General features: G+C 72.3%; 15 protein-coding genes and 1 pseudogene. 7 read left to right on the top strand and 9 right to left on the bottom strand.

Translation table 11 applies throughout. The annotated features are described in order from the left end of the window. Positions 1 to 85: 85 nt before the first annotated feature. The 4 genes and pseudogenes from CRP49_RS32970 to CRP49_RS32955 all read right to left on the bottom strand — a co-directional run bounded on the left by CRP49_RS32970 (position 86) and on the right by CRP49_RS32955 (position 3,572). Positions 86 to 1,245, bottom strand: a pseudogene (locus CRP49_RS32970) (NAD(P)/FAD-dependent oxidoreductase). Further along, positions 1,242 to 1,439, bottom strand: a complete 198-nt coding sequence (locus CRP49_RS32965) for a ferredoxin (RefSeq protein WP_097257667.1) — start codon at positions 1,437 to 1,439, stop codon at positions 1,242 to 1,244. The pseudogene CRP49_RS32970 and the gene CRP49_RS32965 overlap by 4 nt, the downstream one beginning before the upstream one ends. Before the next feature lie 32 nt (positions 1,440 to 1,471). After that, on the bottom strand, positions 1,472 to 2,674 hold the full coding sequence (locus CRP49_RS32960) for a cytochrome P450 (protein ID WP_097256633.1): 1,203 nt from the start codon (positions 2,672 to 2,674) through the stop codon (positions 1,472 to 1,474). Between the two features lie 148 nt (positions 2,675 to 2,822). Then, positions 2,823 to 3,572: a response regulator transcription factor gene (locus CRP49_RS32955; protein WP_097257666.1), complete on the bottom strand. Its 750-nt coding sequence runs from the start codon at positions 3,570 to 3,572 to the stop codon at positions 2,823 to 2,825. A gap of 289 nt (positions 3,573 to 3,861) precedes the next feature. Between CRP49_RS32955 and CRP49_RS32950 the strand changes: the two genes are divergently transcribed. Next, the gene (locus CRP49_RS32950; RefSeq protein ID WP_097256632.1) at positions 3,862 to 4,905 is read left to right on the top strand and encodes a zinc-binding dehydrogenase; all 1,044 of its coding nucleotides are present in this window, start codon (positions 3,862 to 3,864) and stop codon (positions 4,903 to 4,905) included. Positions 4,906 to 4,909: 4 nt separating this feature from the next. On the opposite strand, the gene CRP49_RS32945 is transcribed toward CRP49_RS32950, so the two are convergent. After that, on the bottom strand, positions 4,910 to 5,560 hold the full coding sequence (locus tag CRP49_RS32945; RefSeq protein WP_097256631.1) for a TetR/AcrR family transcriptional regulator: 651 nt from the start codon (positions 5,558 to 5,560) through the stop codon (positions 4,910 to 4,912). A 253-nt stretch (positions 5,561 to 5,813) separates the two neighbouring features. Between CRP49_RS32945 and CRP49_RS32940 the strand changes: the two genes are divergently transcribed. The 6 genes from CRP49_RS32940 to hemC all read left to right on the top strand — a co-directional run bounded on the left by CRP49_RS32940 (position 5,814) and on the right by hemC (position 11,868). After that, positions 5,814 to 7,286, top strand: coding sequence for an MFS transporter (locus CRP49_RS32940; RefSeq protein ID WP_097256630.1), 1,473 nt, complete (start codon positions 5,814 to 5,816; stop codon positions 7,284 to 7,286). A gap of 238 nt (positions 7,287 to 7,524) precedes the next feature. Continuing rightward, a complete protein-coding gene (locus CRP49_RS32935; RefSeq protein WP_097256629.1) occupies positions 7,525 to 8,169 on the top strand; it encodes a response regulator transcription factor in 645 nt (214 codons plus the stop codon). A 35-nt stretch (positions 8,170 to 8,204) separates the two neighbouring features. Further along, a complete protein-coding gene (locus tag CRP49_RS32930) occupies positions 8,205 to 8,918 on the top strand; it encodes a response regulator transcription factor (protein ID WP_097256628.1) in 714 nt (237 codons plus the stop codon). 104 nt (positions 8,919 to 9,022) lie between these two features. Next, the gene (locus CRP49_RS32925) at positions 9,023 to 9,976 is read left to right on the top strand and encodes an ATP-dependent DNA ligase (protein WP_179851930.1); all 954 of its coding nucleotides are present in this window, start codon (positions 9,023 to 9,025) and stop codon (positions 9,974 to 9,976) included. Positions 9,977 to 10,082: 106 nt separating this feature from the next. Then, positions 10,083 to 10,859, top strand: a complete 777-nt coding sequence (locus CRP49_RS32920; protein WP_097256627.1) for an NPP1 family protein — start codon at positions 10,083 to 10,085, stop codon at positions 10,857 to 10,859. A 73-nt stretch (positions 10,860 to 10,932) separates the two neighbouring features. After that, positions 10,933 to 11,868: a hydroxymethylbilane synthase gene (hemC, locus tag CRP49_RS32915; RefSeq protein WP_097256626.1), complete on the top strand. Its 936-nt coding sequence runs from the start codon at positions 10,933 to 10,935 to the stop codon at positions 11,866 to 11,868. 15 nt (positions 11,869 to 11,883) lie between these two features. Here the strand turns inward: hemC and CRP49_RS32910 are convergent, their stop codons facing one another. The 4 genes from CRP49_RS32910 to CRP49_RS32895 all read right to left on the bottom strand — a co-directional run bounded on the left by CRP49_RS32910 (position 11,884) and on the right by CRP49_RS32895 (position 14,706). Continuing rightward, positions 11,884 to 12,423: a hypothetical protein gene (locus CRP49_RS32910; RefSeq protein ID WP_097256625.1), complete on the bottom strand. Its 540-nt coding sequence runs from the start codon at positions 12,421 to 12,423 to the stop codon at positions 11,884 to 11,886. A 189-nt stretch (positions 12,424 to 12,612) separates the two neighbouring features. Beyond that, positions 12,613 to 13,458 (bottom strand): ABC transporter permease, encoded by an 846-nt coding sequence (locus tag CRP49_RS32905; protein ID WP_097256624.1) that lies wholly within the window; start codon positions 13,456 to 13,458, stop codon positions 12,613 to 12,615. Next, on the bottom strand, positions 13,418 to 14,257 hold the full coding sequence (locus tag CRP49_RS32900) for an ABC transporter ATP-binding protein (protein WP_097256623.1): 840 nt from the start codon (positions 14,255 to 14,257) through the stop codon (positions 13,418 to 13,420). Before CRP49_RS32900 ends, CRP49_RS32905 begins: the two co-directional genes overlap by 41 nt. Continuing rightward, complete coding sequence (locus tag CRP49_RS32895; RefSeq protein WP_097256622.1) at positions 14,254 to 14,706, bottom strand: MarR family winged helix-turn-helix transcriptional regulator; 453 nt, start codon at positions 14,704 to 14,706, stop codon at positions 14,254 to 14,256. The genes CRP49_RS32900 and CRP49_RS32895 overlap by 4 nt, the downstream gene beginning before the upstream one ends. Positions 14,707 to 14,925 lie beyond the last annotated feature (219 nt).

Here is a 14,925-nt window from a genome sequence, read left to right as displayed (position 1 = left end):
CGGGCCGGAGCACCGGGCCGCCCCACAACCACTCGCGGGCCGACACGGGCACGGGCTCGGCCCACCGCCTCGCACCAAGTGCCCGTCAGCCCGCAACCTCCCCCCAGCTCGCCCCCGCCGCGACGGGCTGGCGCCAGTGTCGGATCGTCTTGGGTGGCATTCCGACGGCGAGGGCTCCGGCGAGGTGGTTGCCGGTGCGGTACGCGGCGACGAAGTGACCTTCGGTCAAGTCGCCGCCTACGACGGTGAGTTCGTCGTGTCCGCGCAGATAGCCGTATGCCTGGATCTTCAGGTCGTACTGGTCCGACCAGAAGTACGGCACCGGCGCGAACGGCTTGGCCGCCTCGGGGTTGAGCAGGTTCCGGGCGGCGGCCATGGCCTGCTCCGCCGCGTTGGTACGGTGCTCGATCCGCATCCGTACCCCGAAGTGCGGGTGGTGCCAGCGGCCACGTCTCCCGCCGCGTACACGCCCGGCGCCGCCGCGCAGTACTGGTCGCACACGACCCCGTCGGCGACGGTGAGTCCGCTGCCCGCCAGCCACTCGGTGTTCGGCAGCGAGCCGACTGCGACCAGCACCTCGTCGGCCTCGACTTCCCGGCCGTCGCCGAGCCGCACGCCGTCCTCGGTCACCTCGGTGACGGTGACCCCGGTGCGCAGGTCGACACCCCGCTCCAGGTGCGCCCGGGACAGCACCCGGCCCACCTCCTCGCCGACCGCGTGCGCGAGCGGCACCGGTGCCGGTTCCAGGAGCGTCACCCGCGCGCCCAGCTTCCAGGCCACGGCGGCGGCCTCCGCACCGAGGAACCCGGCCCCGACCACCACCAGCCGCAGCCCCGGCCGGAGCCGGTACCGGAGGGTCAGGGCGTCGGAGAGCGTGCGCAGGACGTGTGCGCCCTCGCCGGGCAGCCGGCGCGGACGCACACCCGTGGCGATGACGAGTCCGTCGTACGGCAGTGCCGAGCCGTCGGCCAGCCGCAGCGTGCGGTCCGCCACGGACAGGCCGGTCGCGGCCACACCCAGCCGCTGGTCGAGGCCGAGTGCGTCCAGGTCGGCGGGCGGGCGCAGCCGCACCCGCTCCGGCGGCCACTCGGCGGCCAGCACCTGCTTGGACAGCGGGGGCCGGTCGTACGGCGGATGCGGCTCGTCGCCGACCAGGGTGAGCGTGCCGTCGTACCCCTCGCGGCGCAGCGTCTCGGCCGCGGCGAGCCCGGCGGCCGAGGCACCGACGACGACGATCCGGTTCACCTTTCCACCAGGCGGATCGCGGCGGCCGGGCAGACCGCGACGGCCTCGCGGACCCCGTCGAGGGAGTCAGCGCCGGGCGTCTCGTCCAGCAGGAAGGCGATGCCGTCCTCGTCCCGCTGGTCGAACACCTCGGGGGCGGCCAGCACGCACTGCCCCGACGCGACACACTTGGGCTCGTCCAGTTCCACACGCATGGTCTTCTCCTCCGTCTTCCAGTGGGGTCCCGTCACCAGGCGACCGGCAGCTCGTGGACGCCGTAGATGAACGCGTCGTGCTTGAACGGCACGTCCTCCAGGGCGCCGGCCGGCCGCAGGGTGGGGATGCGGCGGTAGAGGGTGCCGTAGACGACCTGCAGCTCCATGCGGGCCAGCGGCTGGCCGAGGCACTGGTGGACGCCGAAACCGAAGGCGACGTGCCGGCGGGCGTCGCGGGTGAGGTCGAGGCGGTCGGGATCGGCGAAGACCTCGGGGTCCCGGTTGCCGATCTCGTTCACCATGATCAGGCCCTCGCCGGCCTTGACGACCTGGCCGCCGATCTCGATGTCCTCGGTGACGGCGCGACGCCGGCCGAGGTGGGTGATGTGCAGGTACCGCAGCAGTTCCTCGACGGCTCCGGCGATGAAGCGGGGGTCGTCGGTCTCGCGCAGGAGGGCGAGCTGGTCGGGGTGCTGGAGCAGCGCGAGGGTGCCGAGGGCGATCATGTTGGCCGTGGTCTCGTGACCCGCGATGAGCAGCAGGAGTGCCATCTCCGTCGCCTGCTGGTGGGTCAGTTCCCCGGCGGTGACCCGCCCGGCGATGCCGGAGAGCAGATCCTCCTGGGGCCGGGTGACGCGTTCGCCGATGAGTCCGGCGAGGTAGGCGGCCACCTCGCGGCTCGCCTGTCCGCGCTGCTCGGGGGTGGCGTCCCGGTGGACCATGGTCTTGGTGTGGTCCTGGAAGAAGGCGTGGTCGGCGTAGGGCACACCGAGCAGTTCGCAGATGACCAGGGAGGGGATCGGCAGAGCGAACGCCTCGACGAGATCGGCGGGGTTGGGCCCGGCCAGCAGGTCGTCGATCAGGCCGTCCACGATGCGCTGGACCGCGGGCCGCAGCGCCTCCACGCGTTTGACGGCGAAGGGGGCCGTCACCATCCGGCGCAGCCGGGCGTGTTCGGGGTCGTCCATCATGATGAAGCTGAGCTTGCCCTCACCGGCGCCCGGGCTCGCCTTGGTCGGGTAGCCGGGGCGGTCGGGGTCCGCGCTGACCCTGGGGTCGCCCAGGAGCGCGCGCTGGTCGGCGTGGCGGGTGACGAGCCAGGACTCGCTGCCGTCCCACTGCCGCACCTTGACCAGGGGAGCCTGCTGCTGCAGCTCCCTAAGGGCGGGCGGCGGGTCGAAGGGGCAGCGGGCCGCCCTCGGCATCGGGAAATCGGGGACCAGGGTGTCGGCCATGACGTCTCCTCGGTGGTGGGGGACTCCGGGATGAGCACATGCAAACAGAGGAGGCTGACCACTTCCGGTTCGTTTCCTGACGGAAGCCTGACGTGACGCGGATCACAGGGCGGGCCGGAGCTTCAACTGCCTTCAGATAGAGGGGAATTCAGGTCGCACTGCCGAGCCAGTAGCCGAAGCCCCGGCGCGTGTGGATCAGTGAGGACCCATCCCGGTGCACTTTGCGCCTGACCCGGGAGACAAGTTGCTCGATGGCGTTCTCACCCCGGAACTCGCCCCACACACACCGGCTGATCTGCTCCTTGGAGAGCACCTTGCGGGCGTTGACCAGGAGATGGCGCAGCAACCGGTACTCGGCGGGACTGAGGTCGAGCGCGCGACTCCCCCGGCGCGCCTGACAGGTCATGTCGTCCAGGACCAGGTCCGCATAGTGCAGCGCACCGCCCCGGCGCCCTTCGTCACCGGAGGCGCCGGTGCGCAGTAACACCTGGATCCTGGCGAGGACTTCGGCGATCCGGACCGGCTTGGTGACGCAGTCCCGCTCACCCGCGCCGAGTGCGGGGACGAGCCGGGGCAGCGCGTCGCAGCCGGCGAGCAGGAGCACCGGGGGGCGGTAGGCGACCGCCCCCGTGTGCGCCAGATCCGCCAGCCCCGGCAACTCCGCGTCGACCACCACCAGTTGGTACGGCCGCTCGCCGAGCCGCCGGGCGATGCCGGGCCCGGTGTCCGCCGCGCCGATCCAGTAACCCGCCAGCTCCAGGGTGGTGGCGAGCAGTTCTGCGGTGTCCGGTTCACCGGCGGCGATCAGGAGGTGCGGTCCGCCGCCACCGGCAGCCGTTCCGCTGTCGCGGGCAGATGTTCCGCCACCACGGGCGGATGTCCGGAGGTCTGCGGGCATGATCATGACCCTACTCCCATGCTTGCCTGACTCAAGCAATACCAATGAGCTTGCTTGACTCAAGTAACTCATATGTGCTTGCCTAACTCAAGCAAGCCCATCCGGACAGGGCCCGTTCCGAGCGGAGACGGGCCCAGCGCGCCGTACCCGTGGGGACGGAAACACGGCGCAGTCCCCGGGCCGGACCGGCGGACCCTTCCCCCGGGGCCGGCGCCCGGCCCGGGGACGTCCCCCTCCCCCGCTCACCCCTTGCCCCTTGCCCCTTGACCTCCGGAAAGCGAGTCACCCCATGGCCACCATGAAGTCCGTACAGACCGGCGCCGTCGGGAGGGTCGAGGTGGTGGACGTCGAGCGTCCCGTGCCCGGTCCGAAGGACGTGCTCGTGAAGATCCGCGCGTGCGGCATCTGTGGCACCGACGTCACGTTCCTGCACATGGGAGGCATGCCGGCGCGGGCACACCTGGGCGGCGAGCTGGTGCCGGTCGCCCTGGGCCATGAGCCGGCCGGCGAGATCGTCGAGGTCGGCGCCGAGGTCACGGAGCTGAAGGTCGGCGACCGTGTGGTCGTCAATCCGCAGGACGCGCCCACCGGCATCATCGGCTGCGGCGGCCGGTACGGCGGCATGAGCGAGTACCTGCTCGTGGAGAACGCCACGGTCGGCCGGAGTGTCGCGGTGTTCCCCGACACCGTCCCCTTCGGCGTCGCCTCCCTCAACGAGCCGATGGCGGTCGCCCTGCACTGCGTCAACCGGTCCGGGGCCCGGCCGCAGGAGAAGGTGGTGGTGTTCGGCGCCGGGCCCATCGGGCTCGGGGCCACCATCTGGCTGAAGCTGCGCGGGGTCGAGCACGTGGTGGTGGTCGACGTCCTGCCCGGACGCCTGGAGAAGGCCCTCGCCGTCGGCGCGGACGCCGTGATCAACTCCGCCGAGGAGGATGTCGCCGCCCGGCTGACCGAACTGCACGGGGCGGGTGCCAACGCGCTCGGCCAGCCCCGGCCGGGCACCGACCTCTACATCGACGCCGCCGGTGCCGCCGCCGTCTTCAACACCGTGGTGGCCTCCGCGAAGTGGGGCGCCAGGCTGGTCATGGTGGCCGTACAGAAGAAGGGGTCCGAGATCGACCTCGGGGGCATGCTGCGCAGCGAGCTGACGCTCATCGCCTCCCAGGGCTATCCGACCGAGATCTTCGAGGTCACGCCCCAGCTGATCGAGCACCACGAGCGCTTCGCGCAGCTCATCAGCCACCGGGTCCCGTTCTCCGCGGCCGACCGGGCCTTCGAGCTGGCGCTCACCCCGGGGGCCGCGGAGAAGGTCGTGGTGACCTTCGATGCGTGAGCGGTCAGCGGGCGCGGGTGACCGGCGCCAGCCACAGCCCCACGATCGCGTCGGCGAGCCCCGTGGCGGCCTCGCTCCAGGTGGCACGCGGGGTCGGGGTGCCCTCGGCGAGGGCCCGCTCCCGCTCGGCGCAGGTGTGCAGGATCAGCGCCCGGACCATCTGGCCGCGTTCGGCACGGACCTCGGCGGGCAGCTCGGGCAGGGTGCGGTTCAGGTTGTCGATCGCCTCCCGCAGCGCCGGCGAGGTCAGGGACTCCTCGACCACGATCTCGTGCAGCGCCGGGTCGGTCATCACCTGGGCGCAGAACCGGGCGTACCAGGTGGGGCTGCCGAGGCCGGCCAGGTGCTCGGTCACGGGGCGCACCAGGCAGTCGATCCAGTCGCGTACGTCGGCGGAGCCCTCGGCGGTGGCCAGGGCCCGTTCCCGCAACGCCTCGATGGGTGCGGAGTGCCGGCGTGCCACCGCGCGGACCAGGTCGGCCTTGGTGCCGAAGTGGTAGCCGACCGCAGCGTTGTTGCCCTGGCCCGCGGCTTCGCTGACCTGGCGGTTGGATACGGCGTACACGCCGTGCTCGGCGAACAGCCGCTCCGCCGCGGTCAGGATCGCCTCCCGCGTCGCGCTGACCTGCTCCGCCCGCGCCGTCCTGCGCGCCATGCTCACCACCGCTCCGGGACTGCGCACCGCCCTGGGGCGGCCAGTCCCGCGCACCGCCTCAGGTCCTCGACCGGGGCGGCGAGGTCCAGCCAGGGAAGCCTACGGGGCGCGCCGCGGCCTTGACGGACAGGTCCCGCGTGGGCCGCCTTGTCACGTCGCTCTTTCACGCCGCTAATGTAAGTCAAGCACTTGACTTAAAAGCCGTCCGTTCACCAGTACCCGTTCACCAGTACTACGAAAGGTCCCGTCTCTCATGTCCGACGCCCCCGTCCGGCCCGCCGAGGCCGGCAGATCCGCCCCGTCGCGCTCGAACGCCGTGGTCGCGGTGCTCGCGCTGGCCGGTATCACCGTGTCGCTGATGCAGACCCTGGTGATTCCGATCGTCCCCGAGCTGCCCGTCTATCTGCACGCCTCGGCGTCCAACGCGGCCTGGGCGGTCACGGCGACGCTGCTCGCCGCCGCCGTCGCCACTCCGGTGGCCGGCCGGCTCGGCGACATGTTCGGCAAGCGGCGCCTGCTGCTGGTGAGCCTGGTGCTGCTGGTGGCCGGTTCGGTGGTCTGCGCGCTCAGCGACTCGCTGGTCCCCATGATCGTCGGCCGTAGCCTGCAGGGTCTGGCGGCCGCCGTGGTGCCGCTGGGCATCAGCATCATGCGCGACGAGCTGCCGCCGGAGCGGCTGGCCGGCTCGACCGCGCTGATGAGCGCCTCGCTCGGCGTCGGCGGCGCGCTCGGTCTGCCCGCCGCGGCCTTCATCGCGGACCACTTCGACTGGCACGTGCTGTTCTGGACCTCGGCCACGCTGGGCGTCGTCGCCTTCGCGCTGGTGCTGACCCTGGTGCCGGAGTCCCGTGTGCGCACCGGCGGGCGCTTCGACCTCGTCGGGTCGCTCGGCATGGCGGTCGGGCTGGTCTCGCTGCTGCTCGCCATCTCCAAGGGCGCCGACTGGGGCTGGGGCAGCGGCACCACGCTGGGTCTGTTCGCCCTGGCGGTCGTGGTCCTGCTGGCCTGGGGCTTCTTCGAACTGCGTACGGCACAGCCGCTGGTGGACCTGCGCACCACCGTCCGCCGCCAGGTGCTGTTCACCAACCTGGCCTCCATCGCGTTCGGCTTCTCGATGTTCGCGATGTCCCTGGTCCTGCCGCAGCTTCTCCAGCTGCCCACGCAGACCGGCTACGGCCTGGGCAAGTCCATGATGACCGTGGGGCTGGTGATGGCTCCGCAGGGCCTGGTGATGATGGCGATGGCTCCGGTCTCCGCCCTGATCACCAAGGCGCGGGGCCCGAAGATCACGCTGATGATCGGCGCGGTCATCGTGGCGGCCGGGTACGGCCTCAACATCGTGCTGATGAGCGAGGTCTGGCACCTGATCCTGGTGTCCTGCGTCATCGGCGCGGGCGTGGGCTTCGCCTACGGCGCCATGCCGGCCCTCATCATGGGCGCCGTGCCGGCGTCGGAGACGGCCGCCGCCAACAGCCTCAACACGCTGATGCGCTCCATCGGTACCTCGGTGGCCAGCGCGGTTGCCGGTGTGATCCTCGCGCAGATGACGATCAGCCTGGGCGGCCACGCCCTGCCGTCCGAGAACGGCTTCAAGGCCGTCATGGCGATCGGCGCGGGCGCCGCTGTCCTGGCCTTCGTCCTCGCCTCCTTCCTCCCCCGCCACCGCCCCGCGGGCGCGCCCGAGGCGCCTACGGCCGCGGAGCCCGCGGCCGAGACGGTGGGCTAGGAAGCGCGAGCGTGCTGCCTGCGGAGCGGCGACCGCGACGGCTGCGGCCGGGCCGTCCGGCGGTCGCGAGCGTGCTCCCCGTGGAGCGGCGACCGCGACTGCCGCGACCGGTCCGTCCGGCCGCTGTCACGAAGCGCCGCTCTGCCGGAGCCCGTGTCCGTCACCGGGCCCCCGCCCGGTCCCTACGACCACCCTGACCAGCCAACCCCGTCAGGGGAACGACCAACGTGGAGTTGCCGTGCGTGTGGTGATCGCCGAGGACAACGCGTTGTTGCGTGAGGGGCTGGTGTTGCTGCTCGGCTCGGTCGGGCACGAGGTGGTCGCGGTTGCCGGGAGTGGCCCGGAGATTGTTCCGGCGCTGCTGGCCCACCGCCCGGACATCGCCGTACTGGATGTACGGATGCCACCGCTCTTCCGGGACGAGGGGCTGCGCGCGGCGCTCGACGCGCGGCGGCAGCTGCCCGGGCTGCCGGTGCTGGTGCTGTCGCAGTACGTCGAGGAGTCGTACGCGGCCGAGTTGCTCAGCGGGGGCGCCCGCGGGGTGGGCTACCTGCTCAAGGACCGTGTGGGCCGGGTCGACGAGTTCCTCGACGCGCTGGAGCGGGTCGCGGGCGGCGGCACGTCCCTCGACCCGGAGGTGGTGACGGAGCTGATGACCCGTCGCGCGGGCTCGCCCCTGGACGCTCTGACCCCGCGCGAGCGGGAGGTGCTGCAGTTGATGGCCGAGGGGCACGACAACACCACCATCGCCAGGACCCTCGTCATCACCGAACGCTCGGTCAGCAAGCACATCGGCAACGTCTTTCTGAAGCTGGGGCTGCCGCCCAGCGACAGCGGACACCGCCGGGTACTGGCCGTGCTCGCCTACCTGCAGCACGCGTGAGCGGCGGACCCCCGGAACCGGAGGACGGACCCCATATGACCATCCGTGTGCTGCTCGCCGACGACCAGGCCCTGCTGCGGGCCACCTTCCGGATCCTGATCGACACCTGCGCGGGCATGGAGGTGGTGGCCGAGGCCACGGACGGCACCGAGGCGCTCGCGCTCACCCGCGCGCACCGGCCGGACGTGGTGCTGATGGACATCCGGATGCCCGGCCCGGACGGCCTGGCCGCCACCGCCGCCATCTGCGGCGACCATGACCTGTCCGGCACCCGGGTGCTGATCCTGACCTCCTTCGAGGCCGAAGAGGGCGACGAGGGCGGCCAGGACGACGAGTACGTCGTACAGGCGCTCAGGGCGGGGGCCAGCGGCTTCCTCGGCAAGGACGCCACCGCCGAGGCGCTGCTCGCCGGCATCCGCACGGTGGCCGCCGGCGAGGCCCTGCTCTCCCCCGCGGCCATCCGGACGCTGATCACCCGCCTGCGGGCCGCGCCGGGCACCGACGGCCGTCCTCCCGCGCCCGAGCGGCTGGCCGCGCTCACCGCCCGGGAACGGGAGGTCACGGCGCTGGTGGCACAGGGCCGGTCCAACGAGGAGATCGCGGCGCGGCTGTTCGTGTCCCCGCTGACGGTGCGCACCCATGTCCACCGGGCCAGGACGAAGCTGGCGGCCCGTGACCGCGCCCAACTCGTGGCGCTGGCCTATCAGTCGGGTCTGGTGGCGGCCCGGCCCGAGGCGACCGGCCGCTGAGACGGGCCCGTTCAGGGGAACCGGCGCCGAAAGGCGCGTGAGGGCGCCGTGACCGGTCGACACCTTCAGCCGTGACCGCCGTGACCCTGCCGCTCATCGCACCGATGCTCGCCACCCCCGGCAGGCTGCCGCCCGCCGCCCAGGACGAGCGGTGGGCGTACGAGACCAAGCAGGACGGCCAGCGGGTGATGGTCTACCTGCCCGGCGACGGCGGCGTGCTGCTGCGCGCCCGCTCCGGCGAGGAGATCACCGGCGCCTACCCCGAACTCCGGCCGCTCGGCGGTGCCCTGGGCAGCGCGGCCGCCGTCCTGGACGGCGAGGTGCTGGCCCTGGACGAGCAGGGGCGGGCGGACTTCCAGCTGCTGCAGGGCCGGATGGGCCTCGCCCACTCCCCCGCGCGGGCGGCCCGCCGGGCCGCCCGGGTGCCGGTCCACCTGGTGCTGTTCGACGTGCCCTACCTGGAGCGCCCGCTGCTCAGGCGCCCCTACGCCGAGCGGCGGGCGCGGCTGGAGGAGCTGGGCCTGGCGGGGCCGTACTGGTCGACGCCGGCCGCGGTGACCGGGCACGGCGCCGAGGCCCTGCGAGCGACCCGGGAGCACGGTCTCGAAGGGCTGGTGTGCAAGCGGCTGGACTCGGTGTACGAGCCCGGGGTGCGCTCCCGCGCCTGGATCAAGATCCGCAACATGCGCAGCGAGGACGTGATCGTCGGCGGCTGGCTGCCGGGCAAGGGGCGGCTGACCGGGCTGCCCGGCGCGGTGCTGGTCGGCCAGCGGGCCGGCGGCCGGCTGCGCTACGTGGGCGGGGTGGGCACCGGCTGGAGCGAGGCGGAGCGGACGGAACTGGCGGCGCTGCTGCGGGCCGCCGCCGGCACCGAGTGCCCCTTCGACCCGGTGCCGCGGATCCCGGACGCCCACTGGGTGCTGCCCCGGCTGGTCGGCGAGGTCAGCTACAGCACCCGGACCCGGGCCGGGATGCTCCGCCAGCCGTCCTGGCTGCGGCTGCGCCCCGACCTCACGCCGGAGCAGTCGTCGGCGGACATCCCGGAGGACCGTCCGTAGGTGTTCTGCGGGGCTTCACTCGTGGGACGCGTGTGACCTCTTGGCAGCGCCGCGCCCGGCCGGGATGCTGAACTCCCTTGCCCCCCACCGCTGTTGGAGGTCCCTCGTGTCGTCGTCCACTTCCCGTGTCCGGCGCGGCAGATGGCTCGGCGTGCTCGCCGGCGCCGCCGCACTCGTCGTCGCCTTCCCGGCCGCCGCCTTCGCCGCACCGCCGCTCGCGCTGCCCGCGAACGCCGAGCCCGCCGAGCTGACGTACCAGCCGGCCTTCGACTACGACACCGACGGCTGCTATTCGACGCCCGCGATCGGCCCGGACGGCACCATCAACGGCGGTCTCAAGCCGACGGGTGCCCTCAACGGCAGCTGCCACGACGCCTCCGACCTGGACAACACCAACAGCTACTCGCGCTACAAGTGCAACAACGGCTGGTGCGCCTATCTGTACGGCCTGTACTTCGAGAAGGACCAGGCGCTCCCCGGCAGCAGCATCGGCGGGCACCGGCACGACTGGGAGCACGTGGTGGTGTGGGTGCAGGACGGGCAGGTGCGGTATGTGTCGACGTCCAACCACGGCTCGTTCACCGTGCACCCGGTCTCCGAGGTCCGCTTCGAGGGCGGCCACCCGAAGGTCGTGTACCACAAGGACGGCATCAGCACGCACTGCTTCCGGCTCGCCAACTCGAACGACGAGCCGCCGGAGAACCACAAGCACACCTGGCAGTACCCGCCGCTGGTCGGCTGGAACGGCTACCCTCCGGGCCTGCGCGACAAGCTGAGCGCCTACGACTTCGGCAGCGCCCACTTCGGCCTCAAGGACGCGAGTTTCCCCTCCCACCTGGCCTCGGCCAAGCCGTCCGGAATTCCCTTCGACCCGAACGCCTGACCCACTCCCGAACGTCCGCTTCGGCGTGGGGGACATGACGGGGTATCACGCCCGAGGGTCTATCGTGTCCCCCATGTCCGTCCCGGAACTGATTCGCATCGTGTCCCGCGACTCCCCGATGGCCCTCGCCCAAGTCGAGCGCGTGCGCGCCGAGTTGGGTGCGCTGCATCCAGGGGTGCGCACCGAGGTCGTACCCGTGAAGACCACGGGCGACAAGTGGCTCGGCGACCTGTCCAAGGTCGAGGGCAAGGGGGCGTTCACCAAGGAGGTGGACGCGGCCCTGCTGGCCGGGGAGGCGGACCTGGCGGTGCACTGCGTCAAGGACGTGCCCGCCGACCGGCCGCTGCCCGCCGGCACGGTGTTCGCCGCGTTCCTGAAGCGGGACGACATCCGTGACGCGCTGGTGCACCCGGGCGGGCTCACCCTCGACGAACTCCCGGCCGGCACCCGGATCGGCACCTCCTCGGTGCGCCGCGTCGCCCAGCTGGCCGCCACGCACCCGCACCTGGAGTGCGTGCCGTTCCGCGGGAACGCCAACCGCCGGCTGGAGAAGCTGGCCGCCGGCGAGGCGGACGCACTGCTGCTCGCGGTGTCCGGTCTGGAGCGGATCGGCCGCCAGGACGTGATCAGCGAGGTGCTGTCTCCGGAGGCGATGATGCCGCCGATCGGCGCGGGCATCCTCGCCCTGCAGTGCCGGGAGGGCGACACCGAGCTGATCGACGCGGTCAGCGGGCTCGGCGACCCGGCCACGCACCGGGAGGCCACGGCCGAGCGGATGTTCCTGCATGTGCTGCAGGGACACTGCAACAGCCCGATCGCCGGCTACGCTCACGTGGACCGCGGCGGTGAACTCTCCCTGCGGGCCTGCGTGTTCACCCCGGACGGCAAGACACGGCTGAACGCCCACGAGTGGGCGGGCCGGCTGGACGCGGCCACGCTCGGCACCTCGGTCGCGGTGGCGCTGCTGCGGCAGGGGGCACGGGAGATCATCGACGGCATCCCGCACTGAGGGCACCGACCGGGATCAGGCGGTGCCGGGCTCCGTCTGGTCCTTCACCGTCTGGTCCTTCAGGAAGGCGCTGACCTGGTGGGCCAGGCTGCCCTGCCCGGTGCCCGTGGGGGCGGCCGCCGTGGTCGCCTCCAGGACGCCGATGCCGCCCGCCCACAGCCGGCGGTCGGCCCACTCCTCGTCCACCCGCAGCTGGACCTGTACGTCCACGTGCGTCAGGGCCGCCTCCGGGGCGGCCGCGTAGAGCACGGCGGTGGCGCGGCGCAGCGGATAGACGTCGAAGCCCTCGATGAACTGGGAGTTGCGCCAGTCGATGAACGCGCCCTCCCCGTCCGCGCCGACCCGGACGTCCATCTGACCGTCCTCGAGGTGGATGCCGTAGTGCCGCGCACCGCGGTTCTCGACCGTCACCCGGACACTGAAGTACGTCAGCCCGGCGGCGGCGTCGTCACGTCCGCGCGGCGGCTCGGCCGCCTCCAGGCGGTGGACGCGGACCCGCAGACCGGCATGCTCGTCGTACTCATGCCAGTCCCCGACCACGTTCGGCTCGTACACAGTGCCCCTCTCGACTTCAGAGAGTTGCTGTCTATCTGTGTGCTCAGCGCACTGTCAAATGAGCAGAATGCGCTGTGGCCAGGGGGTTCGCCCGCTTTGATCGGTGATCAAGCGCTGCCCAGGAAGAATCCCGTCACGGGGGTCTCGGGCGGGGTGCGGGTGCGTGCCGCATGTCACTCCCCGGCAAGATCAGCGGGCCAGCCGGCCGAGCAGCGAGGAGGCCGCGGCGATGCCCAGTGCGGCGGCCACCGCCAGGACGCCGAAGTCGGCGCCGAGGTGGGCGGGCGTGCCGAGCAGCAGACCGCGCAGGGCGTCGACCTGGTAGCTGAGCGGGTTGGCCTTGCTGACGGCCTGGAGCCAGCCCGGCATGATCGAGACGGGGTACAGGGCGTTGGAGCCGAAGAACAGCGGCATGGTGATCGCCTGTCCGAAGCCCATCAGGCGGTCCCGGCTGAGGACGATGCCCGCGATGGTCATCGACAGGCAGGAGAAGAACGCGGAGGCGAGGACCACGGCCGCGGCGACGCCGAACAGCTTGAGCGGGTTCCAGGTGAGGGCCACGCCGAGCAGGGCGGCGATGACGATGACGACGACGGCCTGGATCAGCGACTTCACTCCGGCCGCGAACGCCTTGCCGGTGATCAGCGCCGAGCGCGGGGTCGGCGTGACCAGGAGCTTGTTGAGGATGCCCGCGTCCCGCTCCCAGATGATCTGGATGCCGTAGAAGATGGCGATGAACATCGCGGACTGGGCGATGATGCCGGGCGCCAGGTAGTCGACGTAGGGGATGCCGCCGGTGGGTATCGCCCGGATCCGGGTGAAGGTCTGGCCGAAGATCAGCAGCCACAGGGCCGGCTGGACGGCGCGGGTGTACAGCTCGGTGCGGTCGTGGCGCAGTTTCTGCAGTTCGACGGCGCACATCGCGGCGACCCGGGCGGGCAGCACCCGCCAGCCCGCGCGGGGCACGGGCGGGGTCAGCAGCAGGTCCGTGCGGTCAGCCGACTCGGTGCGCGGTACGGCGGGTGCTTCGGACATCGCGGAAACCTCCTCCGGAGTCGAGGCCGCTGCCGGCGACGTCCCGGAAGACGTCCTCCAGCGTGGGCAGGGCGTCCGTGCCCCGGCGTTCGGCGAGTCCGTGACGCAGCTCGGCCGGGGTGCCCAGGGCACGGACGCGGCCGCGGTGCATCAGGCCGACCCGGTCGCAGTACTGGTCGGCCTCGTCCATGTAGTGGGTGGTGACCAGGACGGTCATGCCGGTGGCGGCGCGTACGGCGTTGATGTGCTCCCAGACGCCGGTGCGGGCGATCGGGTCGAGGCCGATGGTGGGCTCGTCCAGGATCAGCAGCCGGGGCGCGCTGACCAGGGCCTGGGCGAGTTCGAGGCGGCGGACCATGCCGCCGGAGTAGGTGCCGGCGAGCCGGTCGGCGGCGTCGGCGAGGCCGACGGCGGCCAGGGCCTGGGCGACGCGCTCGGCACGCTCACGGCGCGGCACGTCGAAGACCCGGGCGAACAGGGCGACGTTCTCCCGTCCGGTGAGCCCGCTGTCGGCGGACAGCTGCTGCGGGACGTAGCCGAGGAGGCGGCGCACCGCCATGCGCTCCTTGGCGGTGTCGTGCCCGAAGACCCGGACCATGCCGGCCGGCACCGGGAGGAGCGTGGTGATGCAGCGGATGGCGGTTGTCTTGCCTGCGCCATTGGGGCCGAGCAGGCCGAACACCTCGCCCTCGCGGACGGCCAGGTCGAGTTCGTCGACCGCCCTGGTGTCCCCGAAGGCATAGGCGAGGCGGGTGCAGGCGACGGCTTCGGCGGGCGGGGCGGGGGTGTCGCTCGTCATGTCTCCTCGGCCTCCTCGTGCAGGGTGACGGCCAGCTTGCGCAGCGCCGGGAGCGCCGCGCGCAGGGCCTCCCGGTCGGCCTCGTCCAGCCGGGCCACATGCCGGCCGACCAGTTCCGCTCGGCGGCGCTGCCAGTCCCCGAGCCGCTTCTCGGCGGCCTCTGTGAGCAGCAGGCGGGCGGCCCGCCGGTCGGCGGGGTCGGTCTCCCGGATCAGGTAGCCGTCCCGGACGAGGTGGTTGACCAGGGTCGACACGGAGTTGCCGGCCAGGTGCAGGGCCCGGGCGGCCTCCGAGATACCGATGCCGGGCCGGCCCTCGACCAGCCGCAGCAGTTCCACCTCGGCGCCGCGCAGCCGTGGCAGGGTCAGCCCGCCGCGCAGCCTGCGCCGGATCAGCCGCTGGATCCGTACGAGCGCGTCGGCCAGCTCCTCCGGGAAATCGGATTCCACTCGGGACACCACTCCTGAAGATTACCTCTGTTACAGAGGTATCGCGCCCAAGAGGCGGTCAAGAGCCGGCCCGGGACTGTCCGGTATCGACCGATTTGTTTGGCACACCCATCAGCGGGAATCCGCACAACAGTGCTTCGGACAGGAGGCACGTCCGTGGGAACCGGCTGCGGCCGGGCGCCCCGGTGTCCCCTGAGCCGAGCGCACTTCCCACGGTGT

Origin of the sequence: Streptomyces sp. Ag109_G2-15 (assembly GCF_900215565.1) — a bacterium.
In the GTDB taxonomy this organism is placed as follows: domain Bacteria; phylum Actinomycetota; class Actinomycetes; order Streptomycetales; family Streptomycetaceae; genus Streptomyces; species Streptomyces diastatochromogenes.
The sequence above is the reverse complement of the archived record's forward strand: the minus strand, read 5'-3'. Positions and strand labels throughout refer to the sequence as shown.